The organism is Elioraea thermophila (ex Habib et al. 2022), assembly GCF_003336755.1.
GTDB lineage: Bacteria > Pseudomonadota > Alphaproteobacteria > Acetobacterales > Acetobacteraceae > Elioraea > Elioraea thermophila.
This window is the reverse complement of record NZ_QMDI01000005.1, coordinates 111,354-127,409: the sequence shown is the minus strand read 5'-3', so window position 1 is coordinate 127,409 and position 16,056 is coordinate 111,354. Positions and strand designations below refer to the sequence as shown.

General features: G+C 72.6%; 15 protein-coding genes. 9 read left to right on the top strand and 6 right to left on the bottom strand.

Going from position 1 to position 16,056, the window contains the following annotated elements; genetic code table 11:
• The first annotated feature begins 3 nt into the window (after positions 1 to 3).
• Entirely contained in the window at positions 4 to 1,800 is a 1,797-nt protein-coding gene (locus DWB05_RS08760) for an ABC transporter ATP-binding protein (protein WP_114376824.1), read from the top strand.
• On the opposite strand, the gene DWB05_RS08755 is transcribed toward DWB05_RS08760, so the two are convergent.
• A complete protein-coding gene (locus DWB05_RS08755; RefSeq protein ID WP_114376823.1) occupies positions 1,772 to 2,446 on the bottom strand; it encodes a tyrosine-protein phosphatase in 675 nt (224 codons plus the stop codon). The genes DWB05_RS08760 and DWB05_RS08755 overlap by 29 nt on opposite strands.
• A gap of 120 nt (positions 2,447 to 2,566) precedes the next feature.
• Here DWB05_RS08755 and DWB05_RS08750 point away from each other — a divergent pair, with 120 nt between their 5' ends.
• The 7 genes from DWB05_RS08750 to DWB05_RS15065 are packed head-to-tail and all read left to right on the top strand — an operon-like array spanning position 2,567 to position 8,619.
• A complete protein-coding gene (locus DWB05_RS08750) occupies positions 2,567 to 3,184 on the top strand; it encodes a glutathione S-transferase family protein (RefSeq protein WP_198669117.1) in 618 nt (205 codons plus the stop codon).
• A 20-nt stretch (positions 3,185 to 3,204) separates the two neighbouring features.
• Positions 3,205 to 4,575, top strand: a complete 1,371-nt coding sequence (locus DWB05_RS08745) for a YcjX family protein (RefSeq protein ID WP_157967140.1) — start codon at positions 3,205 to 3,207, stop codon at positions 4,573 to 4,575.
• The gene (locus tag DWB05_RS08740; protein ID WP_157967139.1) at positions 4,572 to 5,435 is read left to right on the top strand and encodes a DUF697 domain-containing protein; all 864 of its coding nucleotides are present in this window, start codon (positions 4,572 to 4,574) and stop codon (positions 5,433 to 5,435) included. The genes DWB05_RS08745 and DWB05_RS08740 overlap by 4 nt, the downstream gene beginning before the upstream one ends.
• Complete coding sequence (locus tag DWB05_RS08735; RefSeq protein WP_114376819.1) at positions 5,432 to 6,283, top strand: urea carboxylase-associated family protein; 852 nt, start codon at positions 5,432 to 5,434, stop codon at positions 6,281 to 6,283. The genes DWB05_RS08740 and DWB05_RS08735 overlap by 4 nt, the downstream gene beginning before the upstream one ends.
• Complete coding sequence (locus DWB05_RS08730) at positions 6,280 to 7,146, top strand: nucleoside hydrolase (RefSeq protein ID WP_114376818.1); 867 nt, start codon at positions 6,280 to 6,282, stop codon at positions 7,144 to 7,146. The genes DWB05_RS08735 and DWB05_RS08730 overlap by 4 nt, the downstream gene beginning before the upstream one ends.
• A 25-nt stretch (positions 7,147 to 7,171) precedes the next feature.
• Positions 7,172 to 7,891 (top strand): VWA domain-containing protein, encoded by a 720-nt coding sequence (locus tag DWB05_RS08725; protein WP_114376817.1) that lies wholly within the window; start codon positions 7,172 to 7,174, stop codon positions 7,889 to 7,891.
• On the top strand, positions 7,888 to 8,619 hold the full coding sequence (locus tag DWB05_RS15065; RefSeq protein ID WP_114376816.1) for a DnaJ domain-containing protein: 732 nt from the start codon (positions 7,888 to 7,890) through the stop codon (positions 8,617 to 8,619). The genes DWB05_RS08725 and DWB05_RS15065 overlap by 4 nt, the downstream gene beginning before the upstream one ends.
• 153 nt (positions 8,620 to 8,772) lie before the next feature.
• Here DWB05_RS15065 and DWB05_RS08715 read toward each other — a convergent pair whose 3' ends face one another.
• The 5 genes from DWB05_RS08715 to DWB05_RS08695 form a co-directional block, all read right to left on the bottom strand.
• Positions 8,773 to 9,654: a hemolysin family protein gene (locus DWB05_RS08715; protein ID WP_114376815.1), complete on the bottom strand. Its 882-nt coding sequence runs from the start codon at positions 9,652 to 9,654 to the stop codon at positions 8,773 to 8,775.
• Positions 9,651 to 10,130 (bottom strand): rRNA maturation RNase YbeY, encoded by a 480-nt coding sequence (gene ybeY / locus DWB05_RS08710; RefSeq protein WP_114377002.1) that lies wholly within the window; start codon positions 10,128 to 10,130, stop codon positions 9,651 to 9,653. Before ybeY ends, DWB05_RS08715 begins: the two co-directional genes overlap by 4 nt.
• Complete coding sequence (locus DWB05_RS08705; RefSeq protein ID WP_114376814.1) at positions 10,114 to 11,178, bottom strand: PhoH family protein; 1,065 nt, start codon at positions 11,176 to 11,178, stop codon at positions 10,114 to 10,116. The genes ybeY and DWB05_RS08705 overlap by 17 nt, the downstream gene beginning before the upstream one ends.
• Complete coding sequence (gene miaB, locus DWB05_RS08700; RefSeq protein WP_114376813.1) at positions 11,175 to 12,578, bottom strand: tRNA (N6-isopentenyl adenosine(37)-C2)-methylthiotransferase MiaB; 1,404 nt, start codon at positions 12,576 to 12,578, stop codon at positions 11,175 to 11,177. The genes DWB05_RS08705 and miaB overlap by 4 nt, the downstream gene beginning before the upstream one ends.
• 208 nt (positions 12,579 to 12,786) lie before the next feature.
• A complete protein-coding gene (locus tag DWB05_RS08695; RefSeq protein WP_114376812.1) occupies positions 12,787 to 13,785 on the bottom strand; it encodes a lysophospholipid acyltransferase family protein in 999 nt (332 codons plus the stop codon).
• A gap of 362 nt (positions 13,786 to 14,147) precedes the next feature.
• Between DWB05_RS08695 and DWB05_RS08690 the strand changes: the two genes are divergently transcribed.
• Positions 14,148 to 16,031: a ribonucleoside-diphosphate reductase subunit alpha gene (locus DWB05_RS08690; RefSeq protein ID WP_198669116.1), complete on the top strand. Its 1,884-nt coding sequence runs from the start codon at positions 14,148 to 14,150 to the stop codon at positions 16,029 to 16,031.
• The last annotated feature ends 25 nt before the right edge of the window (positions 16,032 to 16,056 follow it).

The following is a 16,056-nucleotide window of genomic DNA, read 5'->3' as shown; positions in this document are numbered from 1 at the left end:
CGAATGAACGATCCTGCCGGTCATGGTTCCGCGCCGGAACCGCGCCTTGCTTCCCTCGGCGCCCGCCTTTGGCGTGAGCACGCGCACGACGAGTGGCGCGCGCTCCTTCTCGTCTTCGCCCTGATGGCGGTGGTGTCGGGGGCGACGGGTCTCTACCCGCTCGTCATCGACTGGGCCTACCGCCTGTTCGAGGCGCGCGACGGGCGCGTCGTCTGGCTCGTGCCGCTGGTCGCGGTCGCCGTGGTGTGCGTCAAGGCTGTGGCGCAGTACGCGCAGACGGTGGCCATGCAGGGGGTGGTGCTGCGCGTCATCCTCTCGCTGCAGGGCGCGATGTTCGACCGCCTGCTCGGAGCCGATCTCGCCCGGTTGCAGGCGGAACCGCCGGCGCGGCTCGCTTCGCGCTTCACCAATGACATGGCGGTGGTGCGCGAAGCCCTGGGCCGCGCGGTGTCCGGCGTCGTCGATGCGTTGACCGTCATCGCCCTCGTCGCCGCCATGCTCTGGCTCGATTGGGTGATGACGCTCGCCGCCGCCCTCGCCATCCCGCTCGCGGTGATCCCGATCGAGCGGATCGGGCGGCGGATGCGCAAGGCCTCGAAGGCGCAGCAGGAGCAGGCCGGCGAGGTGACCGCGGTGCTGACGGAAAGCCTGGCCGGCGCGCGGCTGGTGAAGGCCTACGGGCTCGAGGGCGTGGAGCGTCGGCGGGCGGGCGAGGCCTTCCGCGCCTGGTATGCGCGGCTGATGCGGGTGGTGCGCAACCGCGCCCGGGTCGACCCGCTGCTCGAGGCGATGGGCGGGGTGGCGGTGGCGGCGGTGATCGCCTTCGCCGGCTGGCGCATCGCTTCAGGCGCGGCCTCGGCCGGGCAGTTCACCGGCTTCGTCGCCGCCTTGCTGATCGCCGCCCGGCCCTTGCGCGCCCTCGGCACGCTCGCGGTCGCCTTGCAGGAGGGCGCGGCCGCCCTCGCGCGCGCCTTCGTCCTGATCGACGAACGGCCCCGGGTGGTCGATCGCCCCGGCGCCCGCGCGCTCGCTCCCGGCCCTGGGCGGATCGAATTCCGCGGCGTTTCCTTCTCGTACGGCGACGACCGCCCTGCGCTCAGGGGCATCGACCTCGTCATCGAGCCGGGCACCACGGTCGCGCTCGTCGGGGCGTCGGGGGCCGGCAAGACGACCTTGCTCAACCTCGTGCCCCGCTTCGCCGACCCGACCGAGGGGGCGGTGCTGATCGACGGGCAGGATCTCCGCGACGTCACCCTCGCCTCGCTGCGCGCCGCCATCGGCTTCGTCGGCCAGGAGGTGGTGCTGTTCGACGACACGGTGGCGGCGAACATCCGCTTCGGCCGCCTGGACGCATCCGACGCGGAGGTCGAGCGCGCTGCGCGGCTCGCCGAGGCGCATCACTTCATCGCCGCCCTGCCGCGGGGCTACGCCACCCGCGTCGGCGATCGCGGCCTCGCCCTCTCGGGCGGGCAGAGGCAGCGCATCGCGCTCGCCCGGGCGCTGTTGCGCGACCCGCGCATCCTGCTGCTGGATGAGGCGACGAGCGCGCTCGATGCCGAGACGGAGGCGCGCATCCGCGAGGCCCTCGGGCGCATCCGCCGCGGCCGCACCACGCTGATCGTCGCGCATCGGCTGTCCACCGTGCGCGAGGCCGATCGCATCGTCGTCCTCGAAGGGGGCCGGGTGGTCGAGGACGGCAGCCACGGCACTCTGCTCGCCTCCGGGGGGGCCTATGCCCGCCTGGTCGCCGCCCAGGCCTTCCTCGATGAGCCTATTCCCGCCGCAGCAGCCGATCAGTGAGGAAGCTGCCCGCGCGAGTCGCGCGGAAGGAGCGCCGCAGCGCCTCCTCGTCGTAGGGCCCGCGCACCCAGTCGAGGAAGCCGATCCCGCTCTCGCCGTGCGCCCGCTCGTAGGCCTCGAGGAAGGCGTCGAGGATCCCCGTCCGGCCGGCCCGGATGTGGCCGAAGCGGACCGAGAGCTGCGCCTTGGCCTCCGCCACGGGCCGCCCGCGCAGGAGCAGGTAGACGGCGGCGACCAGCCCCGCCCGGTCCGCCCCCGACTTGCAGTGGATCAGTGCCGGATAGGCGATGGTCTCGAACAGCGTGGCAAGCCGCAGCAGGCGGTCCTTGTGCGGGGCACCACGGCTCTCGAACGGTGCGTCGATCAGGGCGAGCCCGAGCTTCGCGCAGGCCTCGCGCTCGAGCGCGTCGGAGCCGCAGTCGCGCACGCCGCGGAGGTTGATCACGGTGCGGATGCCGCGCCGGGCCTCGGCGGCGAGCTGGAACGGCAGTGGTTGGTTGGCCCGATACAGACGCCCCTCCTCGACCACCGCCCGGTTGCGCCAAGCCAGCCGCAGCACGCCGTGATCGACGAACAGGGCGTCCGCCCAGGCGCGCAGCCGGCCCGAAGTCGTATCGAGAGCGAAACCGGAGGAGGCGAGGGTCACGCCCCGGAGATGGCCGAGGTGGGGGCCGGGCGCAACGCCCTACCCCCTGACGCGGGCGGCGGGGCCGGGGTAGTCTCTGCGGCATCCCCGACACCCGAGACCGACGACCACGAGAGACCCATGTCCCCGGTGAAGCTCTACGGCATCCCCCGCTCGCGCGCCTTCCGCTGCCTCCTTGCGCTCGAGGAGACGGGCATTCCCTACGAACTCGTCGCCACCGACTACCGCGAGGGCTGCAAGACGGAGGCGTTCCGCAAGCTCAACCCCAACGCCAAGATCCCCGTCCTGGTCGATGGCGACCTCTGCCTGTGGGAGAGCCTCGCCATCAACCTCTACCTGTTCCGCAAGTCGGGCACGCTGTGGCCGAAGACGCCCGAGGACGAGGCCCGCCTGTTCCAGTGGACGCTCTGGACCGCGACCGAGGCCGAACCTGCGCAGGGAGCCTGGTTCTACAACACGAAGTTCCTCCCACCCGAGGAGCGCGACCCGGCCCAGGCCGAGAAGGGGGCCGAGAAGCTGCGCGCCTGCCTCGCCGTGCTCGATCAGCATTTGGCCGACCGCCCTTATCTCTGCGGCGAAGCCTGGTCGGCGGCCGACCTGCAGGTCTCCTCGGTGCTCTACACCTCCTGGGCGAACGGCTTCGACTACGGCCCTTATCCCCGGGCGAAGGCGTGGCTCGAGCGTTGCCTCAACCGCCCGGCGGCCTTGAAGGCGCGCGGCATGCGGGAGGCGGCCTGATCCGCCTTCCCGACCCACGGGTGGAACTCGAGGCGGCCGCCTCCTGGCTCAGGCGGTCTCTGCTCGGGGCCCCGACGGAGACGGTGCGGCTCGCCGTCACCGGCCTCGCGCGGGCCGGCAAGACGGTGTTCGTCACGGCTCTCGCGGCCAACCTCCTCGCCGCGCTGCGCGACCCGCGCCGGCTTCCCGCCGCTCCCGCCGTCGCCGAAGGACGTCTCGTGTCGGTCGAGGAGGCGGGGCTGTCGGTGACCGACGCCCCGCTGTTCCCGCTCGAGGCGGCGCTTGCCGCCCTCGGCGGAGAGGCGCGCTGGCCGGAGCCGACGCGGCGTCTCGCCAAGCTCGCGCTCGACCTCGAGGTGCTCTCCCCCGTGCCGGGCCATGTCGGCCGACTGGTGGGGCCGCTCCGCCGCACGATCCGGCTGGAGATCGTCGATTACCCCGGCGAGTGGCTGCTGGATCTGCCCCTCCTCGGGCTTTCCTTCGAGGACTGGTCGGCCCGCGAACTCGCGCGCGCCCGCGCCGAACCGCGCGCCCGCTTCGCCGAAACCTGGCTTGCCCTGCTCCGGGGGCTCGACGTGCAGGCGCCGGCGGAGGAAGGCGTGATGCGTCGTCTGGCCGAGGCCTACGCCGCCTATCTGCGCCGCTGCCGCGACGAGGCGGCGTTGGCCGACCTCGCCCCGGGCCGCTTCCTCAATCCGGACGCCTGGGAGGGCATGGCCTTCCTGCTCTTCTGCCCGCTCGCCCTGCCCCCCGGCGCATCGCCGACGGCGGGGTCGATCTGGGAGCGGATGCGGGCGCACTGGGACGAGTACCGCCGCCGCACGCGGGCCGAGTTCCTCGCCCCCCACTTCGCGCGCTTCGATGCCCAGGTCGTGCTGGTCGATCTCTTCCGCGCCCTCGCCTCGGGGGCGGCGAGTTTCGCCGACACGCAAGCCGCCCTCGCCGCGATCGCCGCCGCCCTTCGGCCCGAACCGGGGCTTCTCGCGCGCCTCGGCCTGGAGCGCGCGCCGCCGCGCCCCGTCTTCTGTGCCACCAAGGCCGACTACGTGCCGGCGAGCCAGCGCGGCCAGCTCGCCGCCCTGTTGCGCCACTTGGTGGGGGGCAACGGCGCGGCGATCGCGCTCGCCGCCGTCGCCTGCACGCGCGACATCACGCTGACCGACGACCGCGGCCGGGTGCAGGACGCCGTCGAAGGCGTGGTCGAGGGCGGGGGGCGCGAGGCGTTCTGGTTCGCGGGCGGGGTGCCGGCGGAAAGCCCCGAGGAGGCGTGGTTCGACCGCCGCTACGAGGTGCCGCGCTTCCTTCCCCCCACGCCGGGGCCTGACGGCGGGCTTCGCCACGTCAACCTCGATCGCGCTCTGGCCGCCGCCCTGCCCGGGGTGTTCGGGTGAGCGGGGCGGCAGAGGCTCCCGGGGCGCGGCGTCGGCCGCTCGAAGCACCGCCCGAGCGAGTGGCGGACGATCTCGCCGCCCTCCCGCCCGAGCCGCCGCCACCCGCGCCGAAGACGGGGGCGGGGCTCGGCTGGCTGATCGGGCTCGCCGCCGCGGCCGGTGTTGGACTCCTCGCCCTCGACCTTTGGGCCTTCGTCGAGGCGCGCTTCGCCGCAAGCCCCGTGCAGGGCTGGGCGGCGCTCGTTCTCGTCCTCGCCCTCGCCGCCGCCCTCGGCCTTCTCGCGTGGCGCGAGTGGCGGGGGATCCGTCGCCTCGCCGCGGTGGAGGCGGTGCGCGGCGACCCCGATCGGGCGGCGGCCGCGATGGAGAAGGACCCTCGCCTCGTGCGCCCGATCGCGGTCTGGCGTGGCCTCGTGCGCGGGGTGAACGACCCTGACCGACGCGCCGCCCTGTTCGAGAGGCACGTGCTCGCCCCCCTCGATGCCGAGGCTGAGCGTGCCATCCGCCGCGCGTCGATGCGCATGGCGGGGGGCGTGTTGATCCTGCCCTCGGCTCTCCTCGACACGCTCTGGTTCGCCGTACAGGGGCTCGGGCTGATCAGACGCATCGCCGCGATCTACGGCCTTGCGCCGGGGGCGGCGGCGACTTGGCGTCTCGCGCGGCGCGTGCTCGGCGAGGCGGGGGCGATCGGGGCGGCGGATGCGGTGGCGGCGGCGGCGGCGCGCGCGGTCGGCGCCATCCCCGGCCTCGCGGACGCCGGGATCGCCGGTGTCGCGGCGCAGCGCATCGCGCGCATCGGCGTGCTCGCCAAGGAAGCCTGCCGCCCACTCGGTGCCGCGACGCGCAAGGAGGAGCGATGACGACGACCCCGCCCGAACCCCCGGACGCCGCGACCCGCCGCGCCGCCCCACCGGTGGTGGTGTACGAAGTGGATCGCCTTCCCGCCGTCGATCACGCCTTCTACGACCGCGTCCGCGCCTCGGCCCGCCCTGTGGAGACCGTGCTCGTGCCGCCGCGCGAGGGCAGGGCCTTCCGCGTCCCCGCCGGCCATCTGTTCCGCATCGTCTGCATCGAGGGCCCGCAGGTCGGCGACCTCAACCTCTGGAACGCGCACGACACCCGCGAGCGTTTCTTCTCCGGCAAGACGCGGGCGCTGCACCGCACGCACCTGACGGTAGGCGACAGGCTGTGGAGCACGCTTCCGTATCTCCACCCGATGGCGACCATCACGGCCGACAGCCTCGCCTGGTACGGCTTCGATGCCGACGGGGCGGGCGTGCACGACGTCATCGGCACGCGCTGCGACCCCTACACGAACCGCCTCTTGCGCGGCGAGGACTATCACCAGTGCTGCCACTCGAACCTCGCCCGCGCCTTCGCGACCGCGACCGGCGCGCGCCTCGAGGAGGCCGAGTTCGCCGTGCACGACGTGCTGAACGTGTTCATGTGTACCGGCTTCATCCGCGACACCCACCAGTACTTCATGAAGGCGAGCCCGGTGCGCCCGGGCGATTTCCTCGAGTTCTTCGCCGAAATCGACCTCCTGGGTGCCCTTTCCGCCTGCCCGGGCGGGGATTGTTCCGCTACCCATTCCTCGGACGCGGCGCGTTGCTTTCCGCTTGCCGTCGAGATCCTGGCCCCTGACCCCGCGACGCTGGCCGGCTGGAGCCCGCCTGACCCTTCGCCCTACCGCCATCCGGCGACGTGACGGCTGCGCTTCCGCTCGCCCTCGACTGCGACCCGGGCGTGGACGACGCGCTCGCCCTCCTGCTCGCCTGCGCCGCCCCTAGCCTCGCGCTCCGCCTCGTCACCACCGTCTCCGGCAATGCCCCGGCCTCCGTCTGCGCGGCGAACGCGCGCCGGCTGCTCGATCTCGCCGGCCGGGCGGAGGTTCCCGTCATTGCCGGCGAGGACCGCGCGGTGCCGGACGCCGTGGTGCATGGCGCCGATGGGCTTCGGGGGCTCGACCTTCCTCCGCCGTCGCGTCCGCCGGACGGCACCGAGGCCGCGGCGGCTCTTGCAGGCTTCGACGGGATCCTGGTCGCGCTCGGCCCGCTGACCAACCTCGCCCGCGCGCTCGCGCCGGGCGCGCGCTGGCGACGGCTGGTGGTGATGGGCGGGGCGATCGGGCCCGGCAACACGCCCTCGGGCGCCGAATACAACTTCGCCGCCGACCCGGCCGCCGCAGCCGCGGTGCTGGCCGCCGGGCTACGCCCCACCCTCGTCCCTCTCGACCTTGCCCGCGAAGCCCTCGCCACGCCCGAGCGCATCGAGGCCCTCGCCCGCGCCTGCCCGATCGGGCGTCGGATCGCGCCGATGCTTGCGGGCTATGCCGAACAGGACCGCTTCCACCACGGGCTTGCCGGCGCGATGGTCGCCGACTTGCACGCGGTGGCCATCCTGGATCGGCCCGACCTCTACGCCACGCGCCCCGCTCGCATCGCGGTCGACGAGGCCGGGCGCTGCCGCGAGGACACGGCAGCGCCGATGCTGGACCTCGTGGTGGCGGTGAAGGCGGACGCGCTGTTCGCCCACCTCGCCGAACGGCTGGCGCGGCTTTCCCAAGCCTGACGGAGCCCCTATCTCCCAGGGGCCGATGAGCCGGGACCAGAAGAGCCTGACGGAGGCGCCCGCCTCCGCCCAAGTCGCCGCCTTCCTCGAACGGGTGCGCGCGATGCCCGCGGTGCGCGCGGGCTCCGGCCGGCGCGGCCGGCTCCTGTTCGCGATCGACGCCACCGCCTCGCGCCAACCGACCTGGGATCGCGCCTGCGCGCTGACGGGGCACATGTTCGAGGCGACCAAGGGCCTCGGCGGGCTGTCGATGAGCCTCTGCTACTACCGCGGCTACGGGGAGTTCATGGCCACACCGTGGCTCTCCGACGTCGACGAGATCCGCCGGCGCATGACCACCGTCACCTGCCTCGGCGGGCAGACGCAGATCGGCAAGGTGCTGGAGCACGCGATCCGCGAGACGCGCAAGGAGCGCGTCAACGCCCTCGTCTTCATCGGGGATGCGATGGAGGAGCCGATCGACCCGCTCTGCCATCGCGCCGGCGAGCTCGGCATGCTTGGCTGCCCGGGCTTCTTCTTCCACGAAGGAGGGGACGCGCTGGCGGGTCGCGCCTTCCGCGACTTCGCGCGCCTCTCGGGCGGGGCCTATGCGCCGTTCGACCTCAACTCGCCCGACATGCTGCGCGACCTTCTCTCCGCCGTCGCGGTCTATGCCGCGGGCGGGCGGGAGGCGCTGTCCCGCCTGCCGCCCTCGCGCACGGGGGCCGCAGCCCTGCTCACCCACCAGCTTTCGGGCCGGCGATGACTTGGTTCCTCGCCGGGGTGGCGGCCGTCGGCCTGCTGCTGTGGTCGGCGCACGCCTTCGCCAATGCGCGCATCGAGACCATCAAGGCGATCCTGAAGTGGCTCGCCATCGGGCTCGGCATCGCGCTTGGGCTCCTGCTCGTCTTCACCGGCAAGGGGGGCCAGCTCCTGTTCCTTGGCGCGGTGCTCGCCCCTGTGCTGATCCGCTTCTGGAACCAGTGGCAGGCCTCGCGCACCTTCGGTGCGGGCTCGCAGCGTGAGGCGCGATCGAGCGAGGTGGAAACCGCCACCTTGCGCATGCGGCTCGATCACGACACCGGCACCATGTCGGGCACGGTGCTGCGCGGCGCCTACAAGGGGCGGGAGCTCGCCGAACTCGCGCTCTCTGATCTGATCGCGCTGTGGCTCGATTGCCGCGCCGAAGACCCCGAGTCCGTGCCGCTGCTCGAGGCTTGGCTCGATCGTGCCTTCGGCGAGGCTTGGCGCGATGCGGCGGAGGATGCGGCCGGAGAGGAGCGGGGCTCGTCGCGTCGGTCGCAGGCCGCGTCGGGGGGGCCGATGACGCGCGAGGAGGCCTACGCCATCCTCGGCCTCAAGCCGGGCGCGACGGAGGAGGAGATCCGGGCGGCGCATCGGCGGCTGATGCAGACCGCGCACCCCGATCGCGGCGGGTCGGATTGGCTGGCGGCACGCATCAACCAAGCGCGCGACGTGCTGCTCGGCGGCTGAGCGGTCCCGCCCCCCGCCGCCGCGCGCCCCGCCCCTGCGTCGGTTTACGCCTTTGCCCCTTTGGCCCTTTGCCGCTGCCGCCTTCGGAACGGCAGGAGATCGGATCGCGACCGGATTATCCACGCCCGGCCGCTCTTGGGCAAGCGCTGCGGCCTACGCCGCCTCCGCCCGCGGCGGCGGCACCACCCGCACCTTGCGGATGCGGCGCGAGTCCGCCTCCAGGATGCGGAATTCAAGCCCTGACGGGTGGGCGATGGTCTCGCCGCGGGCCGGGATGCGATGGGCGATGGCCAGGATCAAGCCGCCCACGGTGTCGATCTCGCCCTCCCGCTCCTCCTCCGACAGCACGGCGCCGACATGGCGTTCGAACTCCTCGACGGGCAGCCGTGCATCGACATCGAGCGTGCCGTCGGGGCGGGTGATCACCTGGGCGGCCAGCGGTTCGTCGTGCTCGTCCGCGATGTCGCCGACGATCTGCTCGATCACGTCCTCGATGGTGACGAGCCCGTCCGTGCCCCCGTACTCGTCGACCACGATGGCGAGATGGGTGCGCGCCTGCCGCATCTCGAGCAAGAGGTCGAGCACCGGTTTCGACGGCGGCACGAACAGCGGCTTGCGCAGGATGTCGGTGATGCGGAACTCGCCCTCGCGTTCGAGATGGGCGAACACGTCGCGGATGTGGATCATGCCGACGATGTCATCGAGGCTCTCGCGATAGACCGGCATGCGCGAGTGGCCTTCGCGCTTGATCACCGCGATCAGCGCCGGGAGGGTGATCGTTTCGGGTACGGCGACGATGTCGGCACGCGGCACCATGGCGTCGTCGGCGGTGACGCGGCGCAGCTTCAGCACGTTGGCGATCAGCGCGCGCTCGTGCGGATCAAGCGCCGGCGGCGGTTTCTCGCCGGCTTCCTTCGCCTCCTCGACCCGGCTCTCGATCAGTTCCTCGAGGCTGTCGCGCAGCGCACCGTCATCGCCCCGGCCGCGCAGGAGCCGCCGGAAGAGGGCGCGCAGGCCGCCCCCGCCCTCGCTCATCGTTTCCTCCTATAGGGGTCGGGCAGGCCGAGCCGGCGCAGCACCAAGGCCTCCTCGCGCTCCATCCAGCGCGCCGCCTTCAGGTCCTCGTGGTCGCGCCCCGCACAGTGCAGCGTGCCGTGCACCACGAGATGGGCGAGATGGTGGGCGAGCGGGCGGCCGGTCTCACGCGCCTCGCGCGCCGCCCGCTGGAGCGCGACGGCGATGTCGCCGCCGCCGCCCGGCCGGGGCCAGGACAGCACGTTGGTGGGGTAGGTCTTGCCGCGGAAGGCCGCGTTGAGATCGGCGAGGGTGGCGTCGTCGGCGAGCAGGACGGTGAGCGGCCCCCGCGTCCGCGCCGCACGCTGCGCCGCCCGCGCCGCGCGGCGCACCAGCGCTTCCACCCCAGGGACGGCGGCGCGCCACTGAGGGTCGGCGACGGTGATGCTGATCCCCGCTCCGGCGTGCCGGGCGGGGAGGCTACTTCGCGCGAGCATCGCCCCCTCCGGGGGCCGCTGCCCGGCGGCGCGCCTCGCGCTCCGCCGCCGCACGCCGCCCATAGGCCTCGATGATGCGCGCGACCAGCGGGTGGCGCACCACGTCGCGCTCGTCGAAGCGCACCACGGCGAGCCCGGCCATGCCCTCCAGCGTGGCGAGCGAGTCGACGAGGCCCGAAGCCTGGCCGGGCGGGAGGTCGATCTGGCTCGGGTCGCCCGTCACCACCATCCGGCTGCCTTCGCCGAGCCGAGTCAGCACCATCTTCATCTGCACCGGCGTGGTGTTCTGCGCCTCGTCGAGGATGACGAAGGCGTGCGAGAGCGTGCGCCCGCGCATGAAGGCGAGCGGGGCCACCTCGATCTCGCCCGTACTCATCCGCCGCTGCACCTGATCGGCCGGCAGCATGTCGGCGAGCGCGTCGTAGAGCGGGCGTAGGTACGGGTCGACCTTGTCGCGCAGATCCCCCGGCAGGAAGCCCAGGCGTTCGCCCGCTTCGACGGCGGGGCGGGAGAGGATGATCCGCTCCACCTTGCCCGAAGTCAGCATCGCCACGGCTTGCGCGACCGCGATGTAGGTCTTGCCCGTGCCGGCGGGGCCGAGGGCGAAGACGAGCTCGTGCGAGGCGAGCGCCTCCATGTAGCGCGCCTGCGCCGGCGAGCGCGCGGCGATCGTCGCCTTGCGGGTGCGGATGGAGGGGATGTCGGAGAGCGGCAGGCGCGGCTCTTCGGCCGGCTCCACCGTCTCGCGGGCGGCGCGCGCCATGCGCAGCGCGGCATCCACCTCGGCCCCGCCGATGCGCTCGCCGCGGCCAAGGGCGGCGTAGAGCCCCAACAGCGCGTCGCGCGCGCACTCCGCCTGTTCGGCCGGGCCGGTCACCGCCACCCGGTTGCCGCGGGAGGCGAGCCGCACCCCGAGCCGGTGCTCGATGCGGGCAAGGTGGGCGTCGTGCGCGCCGAAAAGGAGAGGAAGCAAGGTGTGGTCGGGGAAGGTGACGTGCAGGGTCACCGACGGCGCGGGCGCGGTGGTGCCCGGCAGGACGTGGTTCATGCGGCATCCAGCGCCGGTTCGGCGAGCCGGCCGGCAAGCGAGTTGGGATGGATGGCGGTGATCGTCACGGGGCGGAGGTCTCCGGCGAGGGTGGCAGGGGCTTGGGCGTGCACCGGCTGCAGCCAAGGGCTTCGACCGACCAGCTGGCCGGGGTGGCGGCCCGGCTCGAGGAACAGCACCTCGATCGTGCGGCCGAGGAAGGAGGCGTTGAAGCGGGCCTGCTGGTCGCGCAGGAGCGCCTGCAGTTCGGCGAGCCGGCGTTCCTTCGTCGCCTCGTCCACCTGGTCGGGGCGGTCGGCGGCCGGCGTGCCGGGGCGGGGCGAATACTTGAAGGAGAAGGCCGAAGCGAAGCCGACCCGCTGCACGAGGTCGAGGGTCGCGGCGAAATCCTCCTCCGTCTCGCCGGGGTGGCCGACGATGAAATCCGAGGAGAGGGCGAGGTCGGGCCGTGCGGCGCGCAGGCGGTCGACGAGGCGGAGGTAATCCTCGCGCGTGTGGCGGCGGTTCATCGCCTTCAGCACGCGATCGGACCCCGACTGCACGGGCAGGTGCAGGAAGGGCATCAGGATCGGCACGTCGCGATGGGCGGTGATCAGCGCCTCGTCCATGTCGACCGGGTGGGACGTGGTGTAGCGCAGACGCGCCAGCCCCGGGATCCGGTCGGCGAGTTCGCGGATCAGGCGCGCAAGCCCCCACTCCGACCCGTCGGGCGCCTCGCCGTGATAGGCGTTCACGTTCTGCCCGAGCAGGGTGATCTCGCGCGCGCCTTGGGCGACGAGGCGGCGGGCTTCGGCGAGGACGGCGGCGACGGGGCGGGAGAATTCCGCCCCGCGGGTGTACGGCACCACGCAGAAGGAGCAGAAGCGGTCGCACCCCTCCTGCACGGTGAGGAAGGCGGTGAAGCCTTGCGGGGCCGCTTCCTCCGGCAGGTGGTCGAACTTGTCCTCGGGCGGGAACTCGGTGTCGAGGAGGGCGCGTTCACCCGCTTCGGCGCGCGCCACCAGGGTGGGCAAGCGATGCGTGGTCTGCGGCCCGAGCACGATGTCGACGAACGGAGCCCGCCGCAGCAGTTCCGCCCCTTCGGCCTGGGCGACACAGCCCGCGACCGCGATCAGCATGCGCTCCCCCGCCTTGGCGCGCGCGTCCTTCAGCCGCTTCAACCGGCCGAGTTCGGCGAACACCTTCTCGGTCGCCTTCTCGCGGATGTGGCAGGTGTTGAGGATGACGAGGTCCGCCCCCTCGGGCGTGGGGTGCGGGGTGTAGCCGAGGGGGGCGAGCGCATCCGCCATGCGGGCGCTGTCATAAACGTTCATCTGGCAGCCCCAGGTCTGGATATGGAGCCGCCGGGCAGGCTTGTGCGTGGTCACGTCGGCGGAGATGGGGTGAAGCGAGGGCCGCATCAGCCCCTGGGGCCCGTCATGGCGTGCAGGGCAGGGTGCCCGCGGAGACGGGCAAGGCGCCGACAAGACACCCGGCACGCCGCCCGCCAGGGCGGGGCCGGCGTCCTGGTCCGGCGAGGCATCCGGTCGCGTGCGGCCGGACGGGTGGGGTCAAGGGTGCGGGCCTCTCCTTTCGCGATCGATCCTCGCCACAGCGAAGCGCGATCTGTCAAGCAGCTTGCGCACGGGACGGCGAGTCGGTCCCGTGATCGTTCGGTTGCAGGGCGGAGGGCAGCAGCGGAACCGCGCGCCGCCCCTGGCGCAGGGCGGCACAGCCGCGATCGACCACCTCCCAGGCCGCCTCGGCGAGCGCCTTGCGCGAGGGGAAGGCCGCGGGGTCGAGCGGGTGGTGGAGCAGGATGGTGGCGCGCGAGGACCGTCGCCCGAGCAGGGTGAAGGCGTGGCGCGCAATGTCCATCGCGCCGTACCAGGCGAAGTGCGGGCGATGGGGCCGGGTGACGGGCAGCCCATCCAGCCGGTCGAAGACGATGGAGACGGGCTGCACGATCGGGGTGACGCCCTCGGCATCGACGGCGATGGAGAGGAAGGCGGAGCGGAAGGGCAGCACGCGCACCCCGTCCGAGGTGGTGCCCTCGGGGAACAGGATCAGGCTGTCCCCGGCGGCGAGGCGGGAGACGAGCTCGTCGCGCTCGCGGGCGGTGTCGCCGCGGCGGCGGCTGACATAGACCGTGCGGCCGAGGCGGGCGACCGTGCGCACGAGCGGCCAGGAGCCGATCTCCGCCTTGGAGACGAAGCAGGCCTCGAGCCTGCCGCCCAGCACCAGGATGTCGGCCCAGGACTGGTGGTTGGAGAGGAAGAGCACGGGCCGGCCGGGGGCGGGGCGGGCGGGTTCGCCGATCACGCGCACGCGGATGCCGCCGATGCGGCAGAGCACGGCGTGATAGACGCGGGCGAGCACCACCTTGCCGCGGCCCGGAGCCGCGATCAGCACCGCCTGGACGGGGATGCAGGCGAGCGTCCAGAGGAGCATGAGCAGGAGGCGGCGGACGGCGCGGACGGCGCGCCAGGCGGAGGGTGCGCGTGCCTCACGGTAATCGGCGGCAAGTTCCGCCTCGTGGGCGGCGAGGCGGGCGCGCCAGTCCGTTCCCGCGGGGGGGCGGATCAGCGCGGTGCGGAAGCGTCGCGTGGCGAGCCGGCGCGGCGACATGGCGGGGCCTAGGCTTGGCGCGGGCGGGGCTGGGGCGCAAGCGGGACGGGCGGGGTCACGGTCGCGTGCGGGGGCGGCAGGACGGGACGGGCGCGCGCAAGGTGCCGGCTGTGGATCGCCTGCCCTGTGGAAAGCGGGGACGAGCGCGCGGCGGGCGGGGCGAGAGCGGGTGCCAAGCTTGACGCAAGGCCGAGCCAGCCGAGAACATAAAGCGAACAAGCGGCGGCGAGGACGGCGTCGGGTGTTGTGGACAAGTCACGCACGACCACCTGATGTCGTAGGCGCCGCCCCTGCCACCACTACATCTTGCGGCGGAGGAGCGGCCTGTGCCTGAATCCGAATCGTCACCTGGAGAATCCGCCGTGCTCGATGTCGTCCCGCTCGATACCGTCCAACTGCCCGGCCATGCCGCCGTCCGCGTCGATCGCGCACGCGACGCGCTGCTGACCGATTTCGGCAAGGCCACGCTGGATGACCGCTACCTGCTGCCGGGCGAGTCCTATCAGGACCTGTTTGCCCGCGTGGCCTCGGCCTACGCCGACGACACCGCGCACGCGCAGCGGCTCTACGACTACATCTCCAGGCTCTGGTTCATGCCGGCGACCCCCGTGCTGTCGAACGGCGGCACCACGCGCGGCCTGCCCATCTCCTGCTTCCTCAACGAAGCGGAGGACTCGCTCGAGGGCATCGTCGGGCTGTGGAACGAGAACGTGTGGCTGGCGGCCAAGGGCGGCGGCATCGGCTCGTATTGGGGCAATCTGCGCTCGATCGGCGAGAAGGTGGGTGCCGTCGGCAAGACCTCGGGCGTGATCCCCTTCATCCGGGTGATGGACAGCCTGACGCTGGCCATCAGCCAGGGCTCGCTCCGGCGAGGTTCGGCCGCGGTCTATCTCCCCGTGCACCACCCGGAGATCGAGGAATTCGTCGAAATCAGGCGGCCGACGGGGGGTGATCCCAACCGCAAGGCGCTCAACCTGCATCACGGCGTGCTGATCCCCGACGCCTTCATGCGCGCGGTGGAGACGGACGGCGAGTGGGCGCTGGTCAGCCCCAAGGACGGTTCGGTCATCCGCCGCATCTCCGCCCGCGCGCTCTGGATCCGCATCCTGACCGCGCGCATCGAGACCGGAGAGCCCTATCTGATCTTCATCGACCACGTGAACCGGGCCCGCCCGGAACACCACAAGCTCGCCGGGCTGACGGTGAAGACCTCCAACCTCTGTTCCGAGATCACGCTGCCGACGGGGCGCGATCATCACGGGCGCGAACGGACGGCGGTGTGTTGCCTCTCGTCCCTCAACCTGGAGACCTGGGACGAGTGGCACGAGCATCCGACCTTCATCGAGGACGTGATGCGATTCCTCGACAACGTGCTCGAGGACTTCATCCGCCGCGCCCCGGACAGCATGGCGCGCGCGAAGTATGCGGCGATGCGGGAACGCTCCGTGGGCCTCGGCGTGATGGGCTTCCACTCCTTCCTGCAGGCGAAGCGCGTGCCGTTCGAGAGCGTGATCGCCAAGGTGTGGAACTTGCGCATGTTCCGCCACATCCGCGCGGCCTGCGACCGCGCCTCGCGCCTGCTTGCCGAGGAGCGCGGGCCCTGCCCCGACGCGGCGGATTACGGCATCATGGAGCGCTTCTCGCACAAGCTCGCGATCGCGCCGACGGCCTCCATCTCCATCATCGCCGGCAACGCGAGCCCGGGGATAGAGCCGATCGCGGCGAACGTGTTCGTGCAGAAGACCCTCTCCGGCTCGTTCACCGTGCGCAACCGCCACCTCGCCGCACTGCTCGCCGAGAAGGGGCGGGATGACGCCGACACCTGGACCTCGATCACCGTGAACAAGGGCTCGGTGCAGCACCTCGACTTCCTGAGCGAACACGAGAAGGCGGTGTTCCGCACCGCCTACGAGATCGACCAGCGCTGGGTGATCGAGCACGCCGCCGACCGCACGCCCTATGTGTGCCAGGCGCAGTCGGTGAACCTGTTCCTGCCGGCCGACGTGCACAAGCGCGACCTGCATCGGCTGCACTGGCTCGCTTGGAAGAAGGGCGTGAAGAGCCTCTACTACTGCCGTTCCCTCTCCATCCAGCGGGCGGATGCGGTGAGCACGAAGGCGATCGCGATCGAAGGGGGGGCGGCGGAGGGTGCCAAGCCCACGCAGGAGGCGCCGGCGAACGACCCCGCCCCGCTTCCGCTCGCTGCCAAGCCCTCCACCTACGAGGAGTGCCTCGCCTGCCAGTGATCCTACGCATCAACTGCGGACGATC